The organism is Streptomyces sp. NPDC107498, assembly GCF_055582805.1.
Genome location: NZ_JBVJPE010000001.1, coordinates 377568 through 394050 on the forward strand (window position 1 = coordinate 377568; position 16483 = coordinate 394050).

General features: G+C 73.9%; 17 protein-coding genes, 1 pseudogene and 1 riboswitch. Of the genes and pseudogenes, 8 read left to right on the top strand and 10 right to left on the bottom strand.

The genetic code is table 11. The features are described from left to right. Positions 1-253 precede the first annotated feature (253 nt). Complete coding sequence (locus tag ACZ66Z_RS01725) at positions 254-886, top strand: ATP-binding protein (RefSeq protein ID WP_469931960.1); 633 nt, start codon at positions 254-256, stop codon at positions 884-886. A gap of 60 nt (positions 887-946) precedes the next feature. Here the strand turns inward: ACZ66Z_RS01725 and ACZ66Z_RS01730 are convergent, their stop codons facing one another. Continuing rightward, positions 947-1315, bottom strand: coding sequence for a barstar family protein (locus tag ACZ66Z_RS01730; protein ID WP_469932250.1), 369 nt, complete (start codon positions 1313-1315; stop codon positions 947-949). Between the two features lie 116 nt (positions 1316-1431). Next, positions 1432-2634, bottom strand: a complete 1203-nt coding sequence (locus ACZ66Z_RS01735) for an MBL fold metallo-hydrolase (RefSeq protein ID WP_469931961.1) — start codon at positions 2632-2634, stop codon at positions 1432-1434. Between the two features lie 124 nt (positions 2635-2758). Between ACZ66Z_RS01735 and ACZ66Z_RS01740 the strand changes: the two are divergent. Further along, a pseudogene (locus ACZ66Z_RS01740) lies at positions 2759-3262 on the top strand (TetR family transcriptional regulator C-terminal domain-containing protein); the annotation flags it as partial. 61 nt (positions 3263-3323) lie between these two features. On the opposite strand, the gene ACZ66Z_RS01745 reads toward ACZ66Z_RS01740, so the two are convergent. From ACZ66Z_RS01745 to ACZ66Z_RS01755, 3 genes are all read right to left on the bottom strand, one after another. Then, positions 3324-4094 (bottom strand): SIMPL domain-containing protein, encoded by a 771-nt coding sequence (locus tag ACZ66Z_RS01745; protein ID WP_469931962.1) that lies wholly within the window; start codon positions 4092-4094, stop codon positions 3324-3326. Positions 4095-4238: 144 nt separating this feature from the next. Then, positions 4239-5249, bottom strand: coding sequence for a DUF6745 domain-containing protein (locus tag ACZ66Z_RS01750; RefSeq protein WP_469931963.1), 1011 nt, complete (start codon positions 5247-5249; stop codon positions 4239-4241). Between the two features lie 26 nt (positions 5250-5275). Continuing rightward, positions 5276-5602, bottom strand: coding sequence for a hypothetical protein (locus tag ACZ66Z_RS01755; RefSeq protein WP_469931964.1), 327 nt, complete (start codon positions 5600-5602; stop codon positions 5276-5278). 166 nt (positions 5603-5768) lie between these two features. Here ACZ66Z_RS01755 and ACZ66Z_RS01760 point away from each other — a divergent pair, with 166 nt between their 5' ends. Genes ACZ66Z_RS01760 through ACZ66Z_RS01780 form a run of 5 tightly spaced genes read left to right on the top strand, consistent with a single transcriptional unit; the run spans position 5769 to position 10964 of the window. Next, positions 5769-6728 (top strand): STM4015 family protein, encoded by a 960-nt coding sequence (locus ACZ66Z_RS01760; protein WP_469931965.1) that lies wholly within the window; start codon positions 5769-5771, stop codon positions 6726-6728. After that, positions 6725-7933, top strand: coding sequence for an STM4014 family protein (locus ACZ66Z_RS01765; RefSeq protein WP_469931966.1), 1209 nt, complete (start codon positions 6725-6727; stop codon positions 7931-7933). Before ACZ66Z_RS01760 ends, ACZ66Z_RS01765 begins: the two co-directional genes overlap by 4 nt. Before the next feature lie 11 nt (positions 7934-7944). After that, entirely contained in the window at positions 7945-8766 is an 822-nt protein-coding gene (locus ACZ66Z_RS01770; RefSeq protein WP_469932251.1) for an STM4013/SEN3800 family hydrolase, read from the top strand. Beyond that, a complete protein-coding gene (locus tag ACZ66Z_RS01775; protein ID WP_469931967.1) occupies positions 8763-10094 on the top strand; it encodes an STM4012 family radical SAM protein in 1332 nt (443 codons plus the stop codon). The genes ACZ66Z_RS01770 and ACZ66Z_RS01775 overlap by 4 nt, the downstream gene beginning before the upstream one ends. A 9-nt stretch (positions 10095-10103) precedes the next feature. Continuing rightward, positions 10104-10964 carry an STM4011 family radical SAM protein gene (locus tag ACZ66Z_RS01780; protein WP_469931968.1) on the top strand — a complete coding sequence of 287 codons (861 nt, stop codon included), beginning with the start codon at positions 10104-10106 and terminating at the stop codon, positions 10962-10964. Here ACZ66Z_RS01780 and ACZ66Z_RS01785 read toward each other — a convergent pair. Beyond that, positions 10951-11745, bottom strand: coding sequence for an SGNH/GDSL hydrolase family protein (locus ACZ66Z_RS01785; RefSeq protein ID WP_469931969.1), 795 nt, complete (start codon positions 11743-11745; stop codon positions 10951-10953). The genes ACZ66Z_RS01780 and ACZ66Z_RS01785 overlap by 14 nt on opposite strands. A 163-nt stretch (positions 11746-11908) precedes the next feature. Continuing rightward, positions 11909-12853, bottom strand: coding sequence for a M23 family metallopeptidase (locus ACZ66Z_RS01790; protein WP_469931970.1), 945 nt, complete (start codon positions 12851-12853; stop codon positions 11909-11911). Positions 12854-12855: 2 nt separating this feature from the next. Further along, positions 12856-13013: riboswitch (cyclic di-AMP (ydaO/yuaA leader) on the bottom strand. A 372-nt stretch (positions 13014-13385) separates the two neighbouring features. Between ACZ66Z_RS01790 and ACZ66Z_RS01795 the strand changes: the two genes are divergently transcribed. Continuing rightward, positions 13386-14207, top strand: coding sequence for a tyrosine-protein phosphatase (locus ACZ66Z_RS01795; RefSeq protein ID WP_469931971.1), 822 nt, complete (start codon positions 13386-13388; stop codon positions 14205-14207). 6 nt (positions 14208-14213) lie between these two features. On the opposite strand, the gene ACZ66Z_RS01800 is transcribed toward ACZ66Z_RS01795, so the two are convergent. The 3 genes from ACZ66Z_RS01800 to ACZ66Z_RS01810 all read right to left on the bottom strand — a co-directional run bounded on the left by ACZ66Z_RS01800 (position 14214) and on the right by ACZ66Z_RS01810 (position 16477). Continuing rightward, on the bottom strand, positions 14214-14369 hold the full coding sequence (locus ACZ66Z_RS01800) for a DUF6126 family protein (RefSeq protein ID WP_469931972.1): 156 nt from the start codon (positions 14367-14369) through the stop codon (positions 14214-14216). 18 nt (positions 14370-14387) lie between these two features. Continuing rightward, the gene (locus tag ACZ66Z_RS01805) at positions 14388-15017 is read right to left on the bottom strand and encodes a helix-turn-helix domain-containing protein (RefSeq protein WP_469931973.1); all 630 of its coding nucleotides are present in this window, start codon (positions 15015-15017) and stop codon (positions 14388-14390) included. 74 nt (positions 15018-15091) lie between these two features. Then, on the bottom strand, positions 15092-16477 hold the full coding sequence (locus ACZ66Z_RS01810; protein ID WP_469931974.1) for an aspartate aminotransferase family protein: 1386 nt from the start codon (positions 16475-16477) through the stop codon (positions 15092-15094). Between the last annotated feature and the right edge of the window lie 6 nt (positions 16478-16483).

Here is a 16483-nt window from a genome sequence, read left to right on the forward strand (position 1 = left end):
CGTCGGCGCGGTCGGACCTCCTGGCCGACGGGCGCCGTCGCCGAGGGTGACGCCGACGGCGGTCAGGAGGGCCGGGCCGGCGGTGCGCGTCGGACCGGGCCGCGCCGGGTGGGACCCGCCCGGCGCGGCACCCGCCACCGATCCGGTGCCCCCCTGGGGAAGGGTCGGTCGGCGAGGGGGCCGGGGCCCCGCGAGGTCGATCTCACGGCGGGACGAGGTGTGAGCCGCGAGGAACCGGGTACGTGACGGGATCGTGAACGGGGAACAAAAGGCGATCGTGGAACCGGTCCCGGCGGCCTGCGGTGGCGCGGCGCCGGACACCATGGTCCCGCAGGCCAGCGTGGCCCTCGACGGCGAGGGCGCCTGCATCGCCCGGTCCCGCCACTTCGCCGGGGACTTCCTGAGACGTGTGCGGGACGACCACGGCTTCGGCATCTCGCAGCGCGTCCTGGACGTGACGGAGCTGGTGGTGAGCGAGCTGATCACCAACGCCTGCAAGTACGCGCCCGGGCCGGCCCTGCTGGACCTGCGCGTCATCGGTGACGCGGTGGAGATCGCCGTGTGGGACTCCGACCCCGTGCTGCCCGCCGCCCGGGCCGCGGACGTCGACCGGGTCGGTCAGCACGGTCTGGAGATCGTGATGGCCGTCGCCCACGGCTTCGAGGTCCGGCGCGAGCCCGTCGGCAAACGCGTCACCGTGCGCATCGCCCTGTCCGACGGCTTCCAGGGCATCGCCTCCGACCTCCGACCCGCGTGGACGTCTCCCCTCGGAGGGCCCGCGCAGGACGTCACCCCCCTCGGAGCCGTACGGCGGAAGGAGTTCCGCAGCAGGTGGAAGCTGCACGCACTGCCGGGCGGGAAGAGCGACCGGAGTCCGAGCGCGTGACGGCTCCGAGCCGGCTCGGAGGTCCGTTCCGGGCGGCTCCCACCCGAGCCGATGGGCCGGTCAGCGCAGCACCAGGACGCCGGGCACTTCGCATTCGAAGATCTCGACCAACCAGTCGAAGGCCGTCGGGCCCTCACCCGCACGGGCCGCGGCGAGTTCCTCGGCCACCCCGGGACGGTTGACGGGGTGGCATCGACTCAACCCGATGTCCAGCTGACGGGCCGTCTCCGCGTGTCCGAGCGCCCGCCGGGAGTCGGCGTGGTCGCGCCACTCCACCTTGTGGTCCTCGTCGTCCGGGGTGCCGAAACCGCCTCGAAGACAGTCGTGGAACGCGTCGAGGTTCCGCCCGAAGTAGCCCCCGGGGCCGTTGACCGCCTCCCCCATGACCCGCCAGAAGTCCTCCAGCGTCTGGATCTGCCGGCCGTCCAGGGCATGGGTCGCCGTCGTGCCGCCGGGCCGGGCGATCCCTCCGAGAGGCCCGTCCGACGTGCAGGGCGCCTGCGCATCGGAAGGGGCGTCCGCGGCGAGCGCGTCCCCGGTCGACGTCACCGGTCGCCCGCGAGGTCGAGATCGTCGCTGCGCGTCTCCCCGGCCGCGACCTCGACGTCCCGGGGACGGCGCCACGGGTACGGGATCGGGCGGGAGAGCGCCCGCCACCACGGCTCCCCGGGCAGCTTCCCCGCGGGCTCGAAGGGCTCGCCGGGGCGGGGGAACGCCACCGCCTGGCCGACCTCCTCCGCCGCGTCCTTCGTCCACTCCCCCGGCTCCGCCCAGGCGTGCGGGGCGAGGTTGAAGGTGCCCCAGTGGATCGGCAGCAGCACACCGCCCGGCCGGCCGCCCTGGAGGTCCAGATGAGCCCGCACGCCCTCGGCGGGAGTCATGTGGATGTCGGTCCAGAACTCCGAGTAGGCGCCGAGCTGGATCATGGTGGCGTCGAAGGGGCCGTGGGCGGCGCCGATGTCCTTGAAACCGGAGAAGTAGCCGGTGTCGCCGCTGTGGAAGATCCGGTGGGCCGGACCCCGCACCACCCAGGAGGCCCAGAGCGTGTGCTGCTTGTTGCGCAGGCCCCGGCCGCAGAAGTGCCGTGCCGGGGTGGCGGTGAGCCGGAGCTCGCCGACCTCGGTGGACTCGTTCCAGTCCAGCTCGCGCAGGCGGGAGGCGGGCACGCCCCAGCGCTCCAGGTGCGCGCCGACGCCGAGCGGCACCGCGAAGAGCGTGTCCGTGGTGGCCAGCGCCTTGATCGTCGGCAGGTCGAGGTGGTCGTAGTGGTCGTGCGAGATCACGACGACGTCGACCGGGCCGAGCTCGGCGAGCGGCACGGGCACCGGGTGGAGCCGCTTGGGGCCGGCGAAGGGGAACGGGGAGCAGCGGTCGCCCCAGACCGGGTCGAAGAGGACCCGGTGGCCGTCGATCTCCGCGAGGACGCCGGAGTGTCCCATCCAGGTCAGGCGCAGGCCGGTGGCCGGGGGCTCGGCCAGATCGGCGAGGGTGGTGGGGTGGACCGGGATCGCGCCGGTGGGGACCCGGCGCGCGCGCCCCTCCTTCTCGAAGTAGACCTTGGCGAACTCGACGCCGGACCCGGAGGGGCTGCGCCGCGCCGGTTCGGGGTTCTGGAAGATCCCGTCCGCGAAGTTCGGCGAGCGGCGGATCCGGGCGAGGCGCTCACCCGTGGGTTCCGCGCCGAAGGACTCGGGGCGCAGCTCGCGCAGCCGGGCCCGTGGCGAACGGTCGGAGCCGGTACCGGTCACAGGACCTCCTGATCTCTGGGGGTCGTTCCATTATGGGCGGCCCGAGCCGGAGACGGCCGGGCCGGTCGACCTTACTGAACCTCCGTTCAGTAAGGTCCCGCCCCTCCCGTCCTTCCCGCCCTGCGAGACCGACCTCGCCCAGCTCCGGCGGCTGCTCGGGCGGCGTTCCACGGCCGTGCGACGGCTGCGGGCCGCGGTGCGCCGGTACGCCCCGACCGGCCGGGCCAAGGGCTGGCGGCTGTGGATCGAGGGCTGGGCCGTCTCGCTCCGCGATCCGGAGCTGCGCCGGGTCACCGCCTCCCTCGACCGGGAGTGGAAGGCGGTGACCCGGGTGATCGCGGAGGGGGCCGCGGCCGGTGGGTTCCGCTGCGCGGATCCGGCGGCGGCCTGGCGGCTCACCGCCCTCCTCGACGGCCTCGCCGTCCAGACGACGGCCTACGCCTGCGCCCTCCCCCGCGCCACGATGCTCCGCTGGGCGGACACGGCCCTCGCCCGTGAGCTGGACCTCCCGGACCGGGAGGTGGTGACCCCGGACCAGAGCATGGTGATCCCGGACCGGGAGGCCGAGAACGGGGCCGAGGGCGAGACCGGGGAGGGGCCACGGGCGCGGACGGGGCGTAGGCCGTAACCGGGGTCCGTACGGAGTCGGCAGCCGGACGGTGCGAAGCCCGGCCCCGGCCGCCGACCCCTCAGATCAGCTCGTAGACCGCCGAGACCGTGACCTGCTCCTCGATCTCGCCCGGCGCCAGGGGAACGGTCGGCTCGTCCGCCGAGACCTCGGGGGCCGCGCCGGGGCCGGGGCGTACGGACTCGCCCTCGCTCAGCGAGACGAGCCGGCCGAGTCGGTGGCCGCTGAGCCGGGCGTGCTGCACCGCCTTGTCGTACGCGTCCTGGTACGCGGACTCGCGGGCCTTCGCGCGCAGCGCGGACGGGTCGGCGACGTCGAAGACGACGCCGTTGATCCGGCCCGCGTCCTTCTTGGCGTCGTTGACCGCGCTGATGACCTGGCCGGTCCTGTCGAGGTCGCGGACCTTCACGGAGAAGGACTGGCCCGCCTGATAGCCGGTCACCTTGCTCTCCCCGTCCTTGTTCTGGGTGTAGACCGGGGTGAGCGCGAGGCTGTCGGTGCGGATGTCCCGGTCGGCGATCCCCTGTTTGTGCAGCACGTCGAGCACCGTCTCGGCGGCGGTGGTCTGCGCCGTCATCGCCGCCTTCGCCGTCGGACGGGTGGCCTCGACCCCGACGGACAGGATCGCCAGGTCGGGCGCGGCGGACGCGCGGCCGTGGCCGGTGACGGTGACCGTGGCCGGAGCGGTCTCCCGGACGGTGGTGCGGGGGGCGGTCCGCCCGGGCGCGACGGCCAGGGCGGGGGCCGCCGTGCCGGCGAGGAGGCCACCGAGCACGGCGGTGGCGGCGAGCAGACGGGCGGTGCGGGCGGCACTGGGCCGGCGGATCGTCACGGGCGGTCCCTTCGGAGGTGGGGGGTGCCGGGGCTCCGGCGGGCACATCCCAACACCCGGCGCCGCCGCCTCCCGCGCGCCACTCCTGACCGGTGGCTCCCTTCACCTCTCCGCACCAACCGCGGCCGGGTCCCGGGCGTGCGCTCAGGTCTGGACGAGCGGCTCGTACTCCTCGGGCCGCAGCCCGAAGGTCCAGGCGACGCCCTCCCGGGCGGTCCGGGTCCCGGGCGGCACCCGCAGCCAGTACGTCCGGTGGGTGCCGTCCGGCTCGGGCGTGGAGTTGACGACCTCGACCATCGCGACGTCCTCGTCGTCGGCGAGTTCGATCCGCCAGAGGACGCCCGTCCCGTCGCTGTGCTCGTGCCGGGCACCGGAGGCGGCGAGGTAGCGGTCGTAGCCGTAGTGCTCCAGCATCACGCGCCGCAGTTCGGCGTTCTCCTCCTCGCGTATCCGCTCGGGGGTGAGGTCGGTGAGACCGGCGAGGAACCCGGCGGAGACCCGCACCCCCCGCCAGGCGTGGAGGGCGAAACCGTCCCGGAAGGCGAGCGCGGGGCCGTCGCCCCGGTCGAGGCGTCCGGCCTCGTCCCGGTGGAGCTCGACGGGCCGCTCGCAGAGCACGACGGCGTTCTCGTACGGCCACCACCAGCCGGCGTGCTCGGCGACGGCGGCGAGGCCCGCGAGGCGCTCCCCGTGCCCGTCGAAGGCGGCGAGCCAGGCGGCGTCGTGCTGACCGAGCACCGCGTCGAGCAGCACGAGACGGACGTCGCCCGCCTCCTCGAAGGCCTCCGTCGCCGCGGCGCGCATCTGGTCGACGAGGGCCCTCGTGAGGTCCCAGAGCGGCGCCCCGGTCGCCTGCCAGTGGGCCGCCCAGCCGGCCGGCCCGAGCGCGTCGTGGAGACGGCGGCGCTCCTCGGCCCACGGTCGGGTGCGCACCTCGTCCCGTACCGAACGGCCCGTGTCCGTCAGGCCCCGGAGGAGCGTGACGGCCGCGAGCGGCGAGTCCGCCCAGAGGACGCGCTCCGGCTCGGCGAGGCCCGCCGAGCGGTAGGCGAGCCGGACGCCGGTCTCGGCGGCGGAACGGTCGGCGGGCCCGGTGGCGGCGGCGACGGCCCGCCATCTGTCGGTGGTGGTGCGGTTCATCTCGGTGTCCCCCATGTCCTTCCCTGCTTCTCCGGCGGACATCAGTCCGCGACGATCCGGTACGCGCCGGGCACGTACTCCCGCTGCCGCACCACCCGGTACCAGCCCTTGGGCAGGGGTATCGGCGCGTGCTCCTCGTGCACCAGCCGTCCGCCCTCCGGCAGTTCGAGCAGGAACGGGCCGAGCGGCCCCGGCTCCCGCACGAGCCGGCCGGGGCCGGGGATCGCGTGGGCGTGTCCGGTGACCTCGCCGAGGGCGAGGACCAGGCGGCCCCGGCCGTCCCTCGGCTCCCCCGCCGCCTCCCTCACCCGCTGCGGAACGGCCGTCTCCGCGACGGGCGCGATCAGCACGTCTCCCTGCCGGTACATGGCTCTCCCCTCCCCGTCCGGCACGTGCTGCCGGACACGGGAACGACGCTAGGGCCCGGCACTGACAACCGGTCCGGGGGCGACCCGGCGAAGGGTGTTGTCGGTGCCGCTTGGTAGAACTCTCTGCGTCAGCCGACCCGTCTCGACCGTTGTCTGGAGCGCCGCCATGACCGTTGGCACCTACCTGCAGGAATTCCACGGCCTGCCCGTGTTCGACTTCCCGGGCACGGACGCGGAGGTCGAGCTGCCGGCGACGGACTCGGTCGCCTGGCGGATCTCCTCCCCGACCTACTCCGACCCCGGTGACGAGCTGTGGGGACCGCAGTTCGAGCGGTTCCTGAAGACGGTCGACACGGGTCGGGTGCGCGCGCTGGTCGTCGGCGGCTGGGACGAGGCCTACGAGAACTCGTCCGCCGACATCGTCACCGCGCTGATCGGCGCCAACGACCGGCTGACGGCCCTGGAGGCGGTGTTCCTCGGGGACATGACCGGCGAGGACTGCGAGATCTCCTGGATCGTCCAGTCCGACGTGACGCCGCTCCTCGCCGCCTACCCGGCCCTCCGCGAGTTCGGCGTGCGCGGCGGCTCGGAGCTGGCGTTCCCGTCGATCCGGCACACCGGTCTGGAGACCCTGGTCGTGGAGACCGGCGGCCTGGGCGCCGAAGTGGTGCGGGGGATCGTGGGCAGCGACCTGCCCGCCCTGGAGAACCTGGAACTCTGGCTCGGCACCGACGAGTACGGCGGCGACAGCACCCCCGAGGACCTGGCGCCGCTCCTCGCCGGCACGGCGTTCCCCGCCCTGCGCCGCCTGGGCCTGTGCGACAGCGTGATCCAGGACGCCGTGGCGGCCGCCGTCGCGGGCGCGCCCGTCGTCGCGCGCCTGGAGCGCCTCGACCTGTCCATGGGCGTGCTCACCGACGCGGGCGCGGCGGCCCTTCTCGACGGGCAGCCGCTGACCCACCTCTCCCACCTCGACCTCTCCCACCACTACCTGTCGGAGGCGATGTGCGAGCGGGTCCGCGCCGCGCTCGTCCCGTACGGCGTGACCGTCGACCTCGGTGACGCGCAGGTGGGCGAGGACGACGGCGACGGGGACGTCTGGCGCTACGTCGCGGTCGCCGAATGACCTCCGGCCCGCGCCCCGTGGTCGTCGGCGATCCGGCGGGCCGCCGCGTCGCGTTCTTCCGGGACGCGCTGCGGGCCGCCGGGCTGCCCGAGGCGCGGGCGGTGTCCTGGCCCGAGGTGCTCCGGGGCCGGGCGGGGTTCGCCGCCGGCGAGACCGTGCGCCTCGACTCGCCCGGCGAGGATCCGGAGGCCGACCGGCTGCTGCGGGGGGTCGACGATCCGGCCCGGGTCGAGGGCACCGGCCGCTGGTACGGGCGGTTCACCGCCGCCGTGGCGGGCCTCGCCCGCTCCGTCGCGGAGGCGGGTGCCGTCCTCGTCGACGATCCGGCCGAGCTCGCGGTCCTGTTCGACAAGAGGCTGAGCCACGGCCGGCTCCGGGCGGCCGGGGTCCCGGTGCCCGAGTCGCCGACCTCGGGTCCCGACGCCCCGGCGGTGCGCGGCTGGGCGGACGTCAGGGCGGTGACCGCCGGGGCGGGACTGCGCCGGGTGTTCGTGAAGCTCGCGCACGGCTCCTCCGCCTCGGGGGTGCTCGCGGTGGAGACGACCGGCGCGGGCCGGGTCCAGGCCACCACCTCGGTGGAGCGCGGGGCCGACGGACGGCTCTTCAACTCCCTGCGGGTGCGGCGCTACACGGGCGAGCGCGAGGTCGCGGCGATCGTGGACGCCCTCGCTCCCGACGGACTGCACGTCGAGCGCTGGCTGCCGAAGGCGACCCAGGGCGGCCGGGCGGCCGATCTGCGGGTGGTGGTGGTCGACGGGCGGGCCACCCACGCCGTGCTCCGCACCAGCCGTTCCCCCATGACCAATCTGCACCTGGGCGGTGCCCGGGGCGATCTGGACGCCGCGCGGGCGGCGATCGCCGCGGCCGGCGGCCGGTGGGCGGACGCGCTCGCGGTCTGCGAGCGGGCCGCCGCCGTCTTCCCGGGCACCCGGTGCGTGGGGGTCGACCTGCTGCCCGCGACCGGGTGGCGCCGGTTCGCCGTGGGCGAGGTGAACGCCTTCGGCGATCTGCTGCCCGGTCTCACGGGCCTGCCCGGCAGCGGCGCCGAGGGGCTCGACACGTACGCGACGCAGGTCGCCGCGCAGTTCCGGAGCGGCCGGGGCGCAGAACCTCCTCGCGGCTCCACTCGCACCGTCCGTGCCCCTCACGACCCCACTCGCACCATCCGTGCCCCTCGCACCACCACAGGAACGAGCACCACGTGAACCAGCCCGACATGAACGAGATCGTCGGCAGCCACGATCTGCTCCTGGTCACCCTCGACACCCTCCGGTACGACGTGGCCGCCGAGCTCGCGGCCGAGGGCCGCATCCCGAACCTGGTCCGTCACCTCCCCGGGGGCGTCTGGGAACGGCGGCACGCGCCCGGGAGCTTCACGTATGCCTCCCACCAGGCGATCTTCGCCGGGTTCCTGCCGACCCCCGCGGCCCGGGGCCCCCACCCGCGGCTGTTCGCGGCCCGCTTCGCGGGCAGCGAGTCGACGGCGGACGGCACCTGGGTCCACGACACCCCGGACTTCGTCTCCGCGCTGGCGGACGAGGGCTACCGGACGGTGTGCGTCGGCGGGGTGGGCTTCTTCAACAAGCAGCCGCCCCTGGGCTCCGTCCTTCCCGGCCTGTTCCGGGAGAGCCACTGGGAGCCCTCCTTCGGCGTCGCCTCCCCGACGTCCTTCGAGTCCCAGGTCGCGTGCGCCGAGGAGGTCGTCGCCGGCCTTCCCCGCGAGGAGCGCCTCTTCCTCTTCGTCAACGTGTCGGCGCTGCACCAGCCCAACTGGTTCCACCTGCCGGGGGCGACCCGCGGGGCGGGCGACTCGCGGGAGACGCACGCGGCCGCCCTGGAGTACGTCGACCGGCACATCGGGCGGCTCTTCGCCGCGATGGGCAGCCGGCGTCCCTGTTTCGCGATCGTCTGCTCCGACCACGGCACCGCGTACGGGGAGGACGGCTTCACCGGGCACCGGCTCGGCCACGAGGTCGTGTGGACCGTGCCGTACGCGCAGTTCGTCCTGGCCGGACCCGAGGACGGGGCGGCGGCATGAGCGGCACCCCGCGCCCGTACCGGAGCTACGTCTACGCCTACCCGCACAAGACGGCGTACCGCGCGCTGCCCGGGCGCCCGGAGCTGTCCGCCCTCTGGGCCGGGGAGCCGAAGGACGCGCTCTCCCTGTACGCGCACATACCCTTCTGCGAGGTCCGCTGCGGCTTCTGCAACCTCTTCACCCGGATCGGCGCACCGGACGAACTGACCACCCGTTACCTCGACGCCCTCGACCGCCAGGCCGCCACCGTCCGCGAGGCCCTGGGGGACTCGTCGCCGGTGCGGTTCGCCACGGCCGCGTTCGGCGGCGGCACGCCCACCTTCCTCACCGCCGCCGAGCTGTCGCGGCTCTGCGACATCGCCGAGAAGCGGACGGGCGTGGACCTGCGGGCGGTGCCGCTCTCCGTGGAGACCTCGCCGGCGACCGCGACCGCCGACCGGCTCGCGGTGCTCGCGGACCGGGGCGCGACGCGGCTCAGCATCGGCGTGCAGAGCTTCGTGGAGGCCGAGGCGCGGGCGGCGGTCCGGCCGCAGCGCCGCGCGGACGTCGAGGCGGCGCTCGGCCGGATCCGGGACACGGGCGTGCCCGTGCTCAACATCGACCTGATCTACGGCATCGACGGGCAGACGGAGCGGTCCTGGCGGGTCTCGCTCGACGCGGCCCTCGCCTGGCGGCCCGAGGAGCTGTACCTCTATCCGCTGTACGTGCGCCCGCTCACCGGTCTCGGCCGGATCCAGGACCCGGCGGCCGCCGACCGGGAGTGGGACGCGTCGCGGCTGCGGCTGTACCGGTACGGCCGGGACCACCTCCTGGCGCACGGCTACGAGCAGGTGTCGATGCGGATGTTCCGCCGCACGGACGCGGGCCCCGCCGGCCCGGACGACCACGCCTGCCAGACGGACGGCATGATCGGCCTGGGCTGCGGCGCCCGCTCGTACACCTCGGCCCTGCACTACTCCTTCGACTACGCCGTCGACATGCGGGAGATCCGCTCGATCATCGACGCGTACACGGAGACGGAGGACTTCTCCCGCGCGGAGATGGGCCGGGCGGTGGACGGGGACGAGGCCCGTCGCCGTCATCTGCTCCAGTCGCTGCTGCAGGCCGAGGGGATGCCGGTCGCCGGGTACGAGGAGCGGTTCGGTTCCTCGCCGTTCGCGGACTTCGGCCCGGAGCTCGCCCGGTTCGGGGAGTACGGCTGGCTCGCAGACGCCCCGGCGGGGCTGCTGCGGCTGTCGCCCGAGGGGCTCGCGCACTCCGACGGACTGGGCCCCGAGCTCTTCTCCCCCGCCGTGCGGGCCGCGATGGCCTCGTACGAGGCGAAGTAGGCGGCGGTCGTGGACCTGACCCTGCTCTACCGCGGCCCGCTCTCCTCCTGCGACTTCGACTGCCCGTACTGTCCCTTCGCCAAGCGCCGGGACAGCCGGGAGCAGTTGCGTGCGGACCGGGCGGCGCTCGAACGGTTCACCGGCTGGGCCGCCGCGCAGACCGGGGACCGGCTGCGGATCCTCTTCACCCCGTGGGGCGAGGGGCTCGTCCGGTCCTGGTACCGGCGGGCGCTGGTCGAGCTGTCCCGGCTGCCGCACGTGGAGCGGGTGGCGATCCAGACCAATCTGAGCTGCCGGACGGAGTGGCTGGCGGAGGCGGACCCGGAGAGCGTGGCCCTGTGGTGCACGTACCACCCGGGGCAGACTCCGTACGAGCGGTTCCTCGCGAAGTGCCACGAGCTGGCGGAGCGGGGCGTCCGGTACAGCGTCGGGGTGGTCGGCCTGCCCGAGCACCGGGAACACGCCCGCCGGCTGCGGGACGCGCTGCCGCCGCACGTCTACCTCTGGGTGAACGCGGCCGAGGGACACACGTACACCGACGCGGAGGCCGAGGGGTGGGCGGAGCTCGACCCGCTGTTCCCGTACAGCCGGCATCCGCACCGCTCGGCGGGGCTGCCCTGCCGCACCGGGGAGTCGGTGGTCTCGGTGGACGGCGGGGGGACGGTGCGGCGCTGCCACTTCGTCAGGGCCGAACTGGGCAACCTGTACGACGGTTCGTACCGTGCCGCGCTGCGTCCCCGCGCCTGCCCCCTCGCCGTCTGCGACTGCCACATCGGCTACGTCCACCTGGAGACGCTGCCGCTGTACGACGTGTTCGCCGGCGGGGTCCTGGAGCGGATCCCCGCCGCGCCACGGCCTACAGGGGCATGAGGTCGGGGCGCTTGGCCCCGACGTGGTCGCCGGAGCTCTCGCCGCGCAGCCGGCGCCCGATCCAGGGCACCAGGTACTCCCGGGCCCAGTGGATGTCGTCGCGGCGCACCTCCAGGGTGCCGCGCGGCGGGACCGGCGGCCAGGGCTGGTCCGGGTCGGCGGGCACGGGCAGGCCGAGGACCTGGGCGGCGCGCAGGGCGACGCGGGTGTGTCCCTCGGGCGAGAGGTGCAGCCGGTCGTCGTCCCAGGCGCGCCTGTCCTGGACGGACTTCAGCGACCACAGGTCGAGGACCGGGCAGCCGTAGCGGTCCGCGACGGCCCGGACGTGACCGTTGTAGGTGGCGATCTTGCCGCGCAGGTGCTTGAGGAGGGTCACCTCGCGGGTGTCGAAGCCGGTGGTCACCATGACGGTGCCGACGGCGGAGGTGAGGTCGGCGACGGCGCGCTCGAAGCGCTCGGCCACGTCGTCCGGGTCCGTCCCGGGGCGGATGATGTCGTTGCCGCCCGCGCAGAAGGTCACCAGGTCGGGGGCGAGTTCCTTCGCCCGCGGGACCTGTTCCGCCACGATCTGGTCGAGGAGGCGCCCGCGTACGGCCAGGTTGGCGTAGCGGAAGGCGTCGTGCTCCGGCAGCTGGTCGGCGAGCAGGACCGCGAAGCGGTCCGCCCAGCCGACGTACGTCCCGTCGGGGCCGGGGTCGCCGACGCCCTCGGTGAAGCTGTCACCGATCGCCGCGTACGACCCGAATGCGTTCTTGTCTTTTGATCTCGAATCGTCTGCCACGGGGGCACATCCTCCCCCTTCGGATGTGACCTACGCGACCGTAAGGAGGGGTTGACGGCGGGTGACATATGCCACCGATAAAGATTCCGCCAAGCCGGAATACGCCGGAGGCCCGGCACCTGGGTGCCGGGCCTCCGGAGGACGAGCAGAGGACGACGGCGCGTCAGATGCTCACGCCGTGCTGGCGGAGGGCGGCCAGCGGGTCGATGTCGGAGCCGTACTCCGGCCCGGTGCGCATCTCGAAGTGCAGGTGCGGGCCGGTGACGTTGCCGGTCGCGCCGGAGAGGCCGATCTGGTCGCCGCCGTTGACGGTCTGGCCGGCGGAGACGGAGATCGAGGAGAGGTGGGCGTACTGCGAGAAGGTGCCGTCGGCGTGCTGGATGACGACCTGGTTGCCGTACGCGCCGCCGTCGCCGGCGGAGTAGACGGTGCCGGGGCCGACCGCGTGGACGGGGGTGCCGGTGGAGGCGATGAAGTCGACACCGGTGTGGTAACCGGAGGACCACATGGAGCCGGACTGGTGGTACGGGGTCGACGTGCCGGCACCGGCGATCGGGGCGACCCAGCCGGAGGAGGAGGTCGTGCCGGCCGACGGGGACGACGAGGTGGCGGCGGCCGGGGCGGCCGGGGCCGAGGAGCGCTCGCTGCCACGGGAGGCGCGGGGGGCGCTGTCACCGTTCTTGGCGGAGCTCCGCTCGCTCTGGTGGTCGGCCTTCGGCGCGGCGGTCCCGGCGGTGTTCTTCGCACCGAGGACGAGCTTCATGCCGGGCAGGATCAGCGAGGGGTCCTCACCGATGACCTGGCGGTTGTCCTTGTACAGCTTCTGCCAGCCGCCCGCGAGGTGGTGCTCGCCGGCGATCTTCGAGAGGTAGTCGCCCCGGACGACGGAGTACGTCTTCGGCGCGGCCTTCGCGTGGGCGGGCGCGACGGTCTCCAGGTGGGCGACGACCTGGGCGGAGGCGGCTGCCGGGGCGGCCTGCTCGGCGGCGTGGGCGCCGGTGGCTCCGAGGAGCGGGAGGGCGACGACGGCGCCGCCGGTACCGGCGGCGGCGATGCCGCGGGTCAGACGGTTGGACTTGGTGCGACGGTGCTTACCCTTCGCGGGCATGGCGAATTCCTCTCCGGCGCCTGCGAGGTGAGCTGTCGGGTTCGGACTGGAGATGTCCGGCCGCGTGTCCACGCGGCTTCACCCCGAGCCGTCCTTCTTCGAAGGGATCGGCGACTTACCTGGGTCCCCCGCTCCTGCCTCGTACGGGTGAGTGCGGATTCCGGTCGGTGGCAGGATTCGGCGGTCCGTCCGGATTGAGCGCGACGCTAGACGAGCGGGTCGGCGCGAACAAGCCACGGTTTTCACGCGCTCCGGAATTCCTCGGCGTCCGGCCGGAATTCCGGTCACCCTCCGTGGATGGCGGCGCTCCGACCTCCTTTTTCCGGGGGGCATTTGGAAAAGACGATCAGGCACGGTCCGTCACGGTTATGACGCTGCTCACGCGCCGATCCTCATCTCCCCCGTAACCAGGGCGGGTTATGCCGAACTCCTCAATACGGACAGATCACCCATTACCGTCCGAGGGGGTGCGTGCCGGGGCCCCCACCCGAGATGATTGCCCCAGGAACCGATCGACAGAACAGGAGCAGCCGTGACGCAGCAGCTGCCGCAGGTCCCGCCCACCGAAGCCGCCGAGCCCGAGCTGACGGGCGTCCGCAACTTCCGGGACGTGGGCGGCCTGCCGACGACGGACGGACGCGCCGTCCGCCCCGGCCGGCTCTTCCGCAGCGGCCACCTCGCCCACGCGACGGAGGACGACGCCGCCTTCCTCGCCTCACTGGGCCTGCACACCGTCTTCGACTTCCGCAACGAGGCGGACCGGAGGATCGAGGGCGCGGACGTCGACCTGCCCGGCGTGCGGAACGTGAACATACCCCTCAACGACCCGGCCGACGGCAAGGAGTTCTGGAAGCTGGTGCGCGACGGCGAGGTCGCGCAGCTGCGGGGGGTCCTCGGCGACGGCAAGGCGGCCGCCCGCATGTCCGACTCGTACCGGAGGATGGTGGTCGAGCGGACGATGGAGCACAGCCGGGTCCTGCACTCCATGGCGGAGGAGAGCGTCCCGGCCCTCATGCACTGCGCGGCCGGCAAGGACCGGGCCGGGCTCGCCGTCGCGATCACCCTGCTCGCGGTCGGGGTCGAGCGGGAGGCCATCGCGGCCGACTACGTGAAGTCGAACGCCCCGCACCGCCGCTACAGGATACGCCGCGGCTCCACCTCCCCGGACGCGATGTCGCCCGAGGTGATGGAGCTGCTGAGCCCGCTCTTCGACGCGCGGGCGGAGTACCTGGGGGCCGCCTTCGAGACGATCGAGGCGACCTGGGGCTCGGTGGACGCCTACCTCGCACAGGGCCTGAAGCTGGCCCCGGAGACCCGCGAGCGCCTGCGGGAGCGGCTGCTCACGGAGGCGTGAGGCCTCCTACCTGCCCTGCGCGCCCATCGCGAAGAGCAGGTAGAGGAAGCCGGCGAAGAGGTGCCCCGCGACCAGGTAGGCGAAGAGGCGGAGCACGAGGCCCCTGGGGAACTTGCCTTCACCGCGCTCCTCGCCGGTGACCGGTACGGACTTCTCGGGCATGTCGGTCCTTTCTGGACGTCAGCGCCGGTGCGGGGACCCGTCGCCGAGGCACAGCTCGGCGACGGGGCTCTGCATCAGGGTGTGGACGAAGAGCAGCTCGGCCCCGCCGGACGTGGCGGCGCCGATCCGGTGCGGGGTCAGCGAGTCGAAGTGCGCGCTGTCCCCGGGGTCGAGGACGTGGACGGCCTCGCCGAGCGCGAGCCGCACCCGCCCCTCCAGGACGTGGATCCACTCCTCGCCGGGGTGGACGCGCACGATGTCGGCCCGGGTGGCGTACGGCACGTGGACCCGCAGGCACTGGAGGGCGCGCCCGGCGCCGCCCGCCTGGCGATAGGTCCAGCCGTCGGCCTCGACGGGTTCGGAGCGGTCGGCCCGGACGACGGGGTCGCGCTCGACGGGCGTCTCGCCCAGGAGCTCGGAGACCGTCGTACCGTAGATGCGGGACAGGGCCAGCAGCATCGGCAGCGAGGGCTGCCGGTTCCCCGTCTCCAGGCGCGAGAGGTGGGCCGGCGAGAGGCCTGCCCGCTGGGCGGCGGCCTCCAGGGTGAGCCCCCGGCGGCGGCGCAGGGCCCGCAGCTGCGGGGCGACGTCGGGCAGGACGCCGGGGGTGGCGGGGTCCGGGGAGGTGTCCCCGGGGACGTGGTCCATGCGTCCATTCCGCCAGGATCGTGCCTCTGAGGCAAGTTTCTTGCCTCAGAGGCAAAATCGACGTCGAGAACCGGTCAGCGTTGCGCGACCGCCTGCCTGACCAGCGTCTTCCCGAAGTCCCACATCAGCCCGCCGCCGCCGTGGGCGTCGTCCATGACCGCGGTGAAGGCGGTGACGAACCGGTCCACGTCCGCCTCGTCGATGACCAGCGGCGGGATCAGCTTGATCACCTCCAGGTGGTCCCCGGAGACCTGGGTGAGGATCCGGTGCCGCTGGAGCAGCGGGACGACGACCATCTGGGCGAAGAGGCCCTTGCGGGCCGCCTGGAGCATCGTCCAGCGCCCGCGCAGTGCGAGCGAGGACGGCCGCCCGAACTCGATCCCGATCATCAGGCCGCGCCCGCGGATCTCGTGCAGCAGCTCGTACCGCGGCACGAGCTCCCTCAGGCGGCCGGAGAGCAGGTCGCCGATCCGCCGGGCGTGCGCGACGGTGCCCTCGTCCTCCATGACCGAGAGGACGGCGAGCCCGGCGGCCATGGCCTGCGCGTTCGACCCGAAGCTCGCCGAGTGGACCAGGACCCGGTCCATCGAGGAGTAGACCTTCTTGAAGATCCAGTCCTTGCCGAGGGTGGCGCCCACCGGGACGTAGCCGCCGGAGAGCGCCTTGGCGACGCAGACCAGGTCCGGCTCGACGCCCTCCTCGTGCTGGTAGGCGTAGAAGTCGCCGGTCCTGCCGAGGCCGGTCTGCACCTCGTCCGCGACGAGCAGCGCGCCGTGCCGGTGCAGCAGCTCCTGGGCGCCCCGGAGGAAGCCCGGCGGCGCCTCGTGGACGCCCTTGCCCTGGACGGGCTCGACGACGAAGGCGGCCACGTCGCCCCGGCGCAGCTCCCGCTCCAGGGCGTCGAGGTCGCCGAGGGCGATCGCGGTGTCCGGCAGGAGCGGGTCGAAGCCCTCCCGGAAGCCCTGCTCGCCGTTGACGGAGAGGGAGCCGGTGGTGAGCCCGTGGAAGGCGTGGTGGCAGTAGAGGACCCTCGGTCGTCCGGTGGCGTACCGGGCGAACTTGAGGGCGGTCTCCACGGCCTCGGTGCCGCTGTTGCCGAAGAAGACCCGGTCGAGGTGGGGGCTGTGGGCGAGCAGCCTCTCGGCGAGGAGGCCCGGCAGCGGCTGGCAGTCGAAGCGGGTGAGGTCGGCGAGCCCGGCGTCCAGGACGTCGTGGAGGGCCTTGCGGACGACGGGGTGGTGCCGCCCGAGTCCCATCACGCCGAAGCCGGCGAGCATGTCGAGGTGGTCGACGCCGTCGGCGTCCCAGAAGTGGGCGCCCTCGGCCCGCTCGTAGACCTTGTCGAAGCCGATGGTGTGCAGCATGCGCGGCAGCTGGTGGTTGAGGTACCTGGCGTGCAGCTCGTACCGCTCGCCGCCGCGCTCGGAGAGCAGCGTCCGCAGGTCGAACCCGCCCTTCACGAGGCA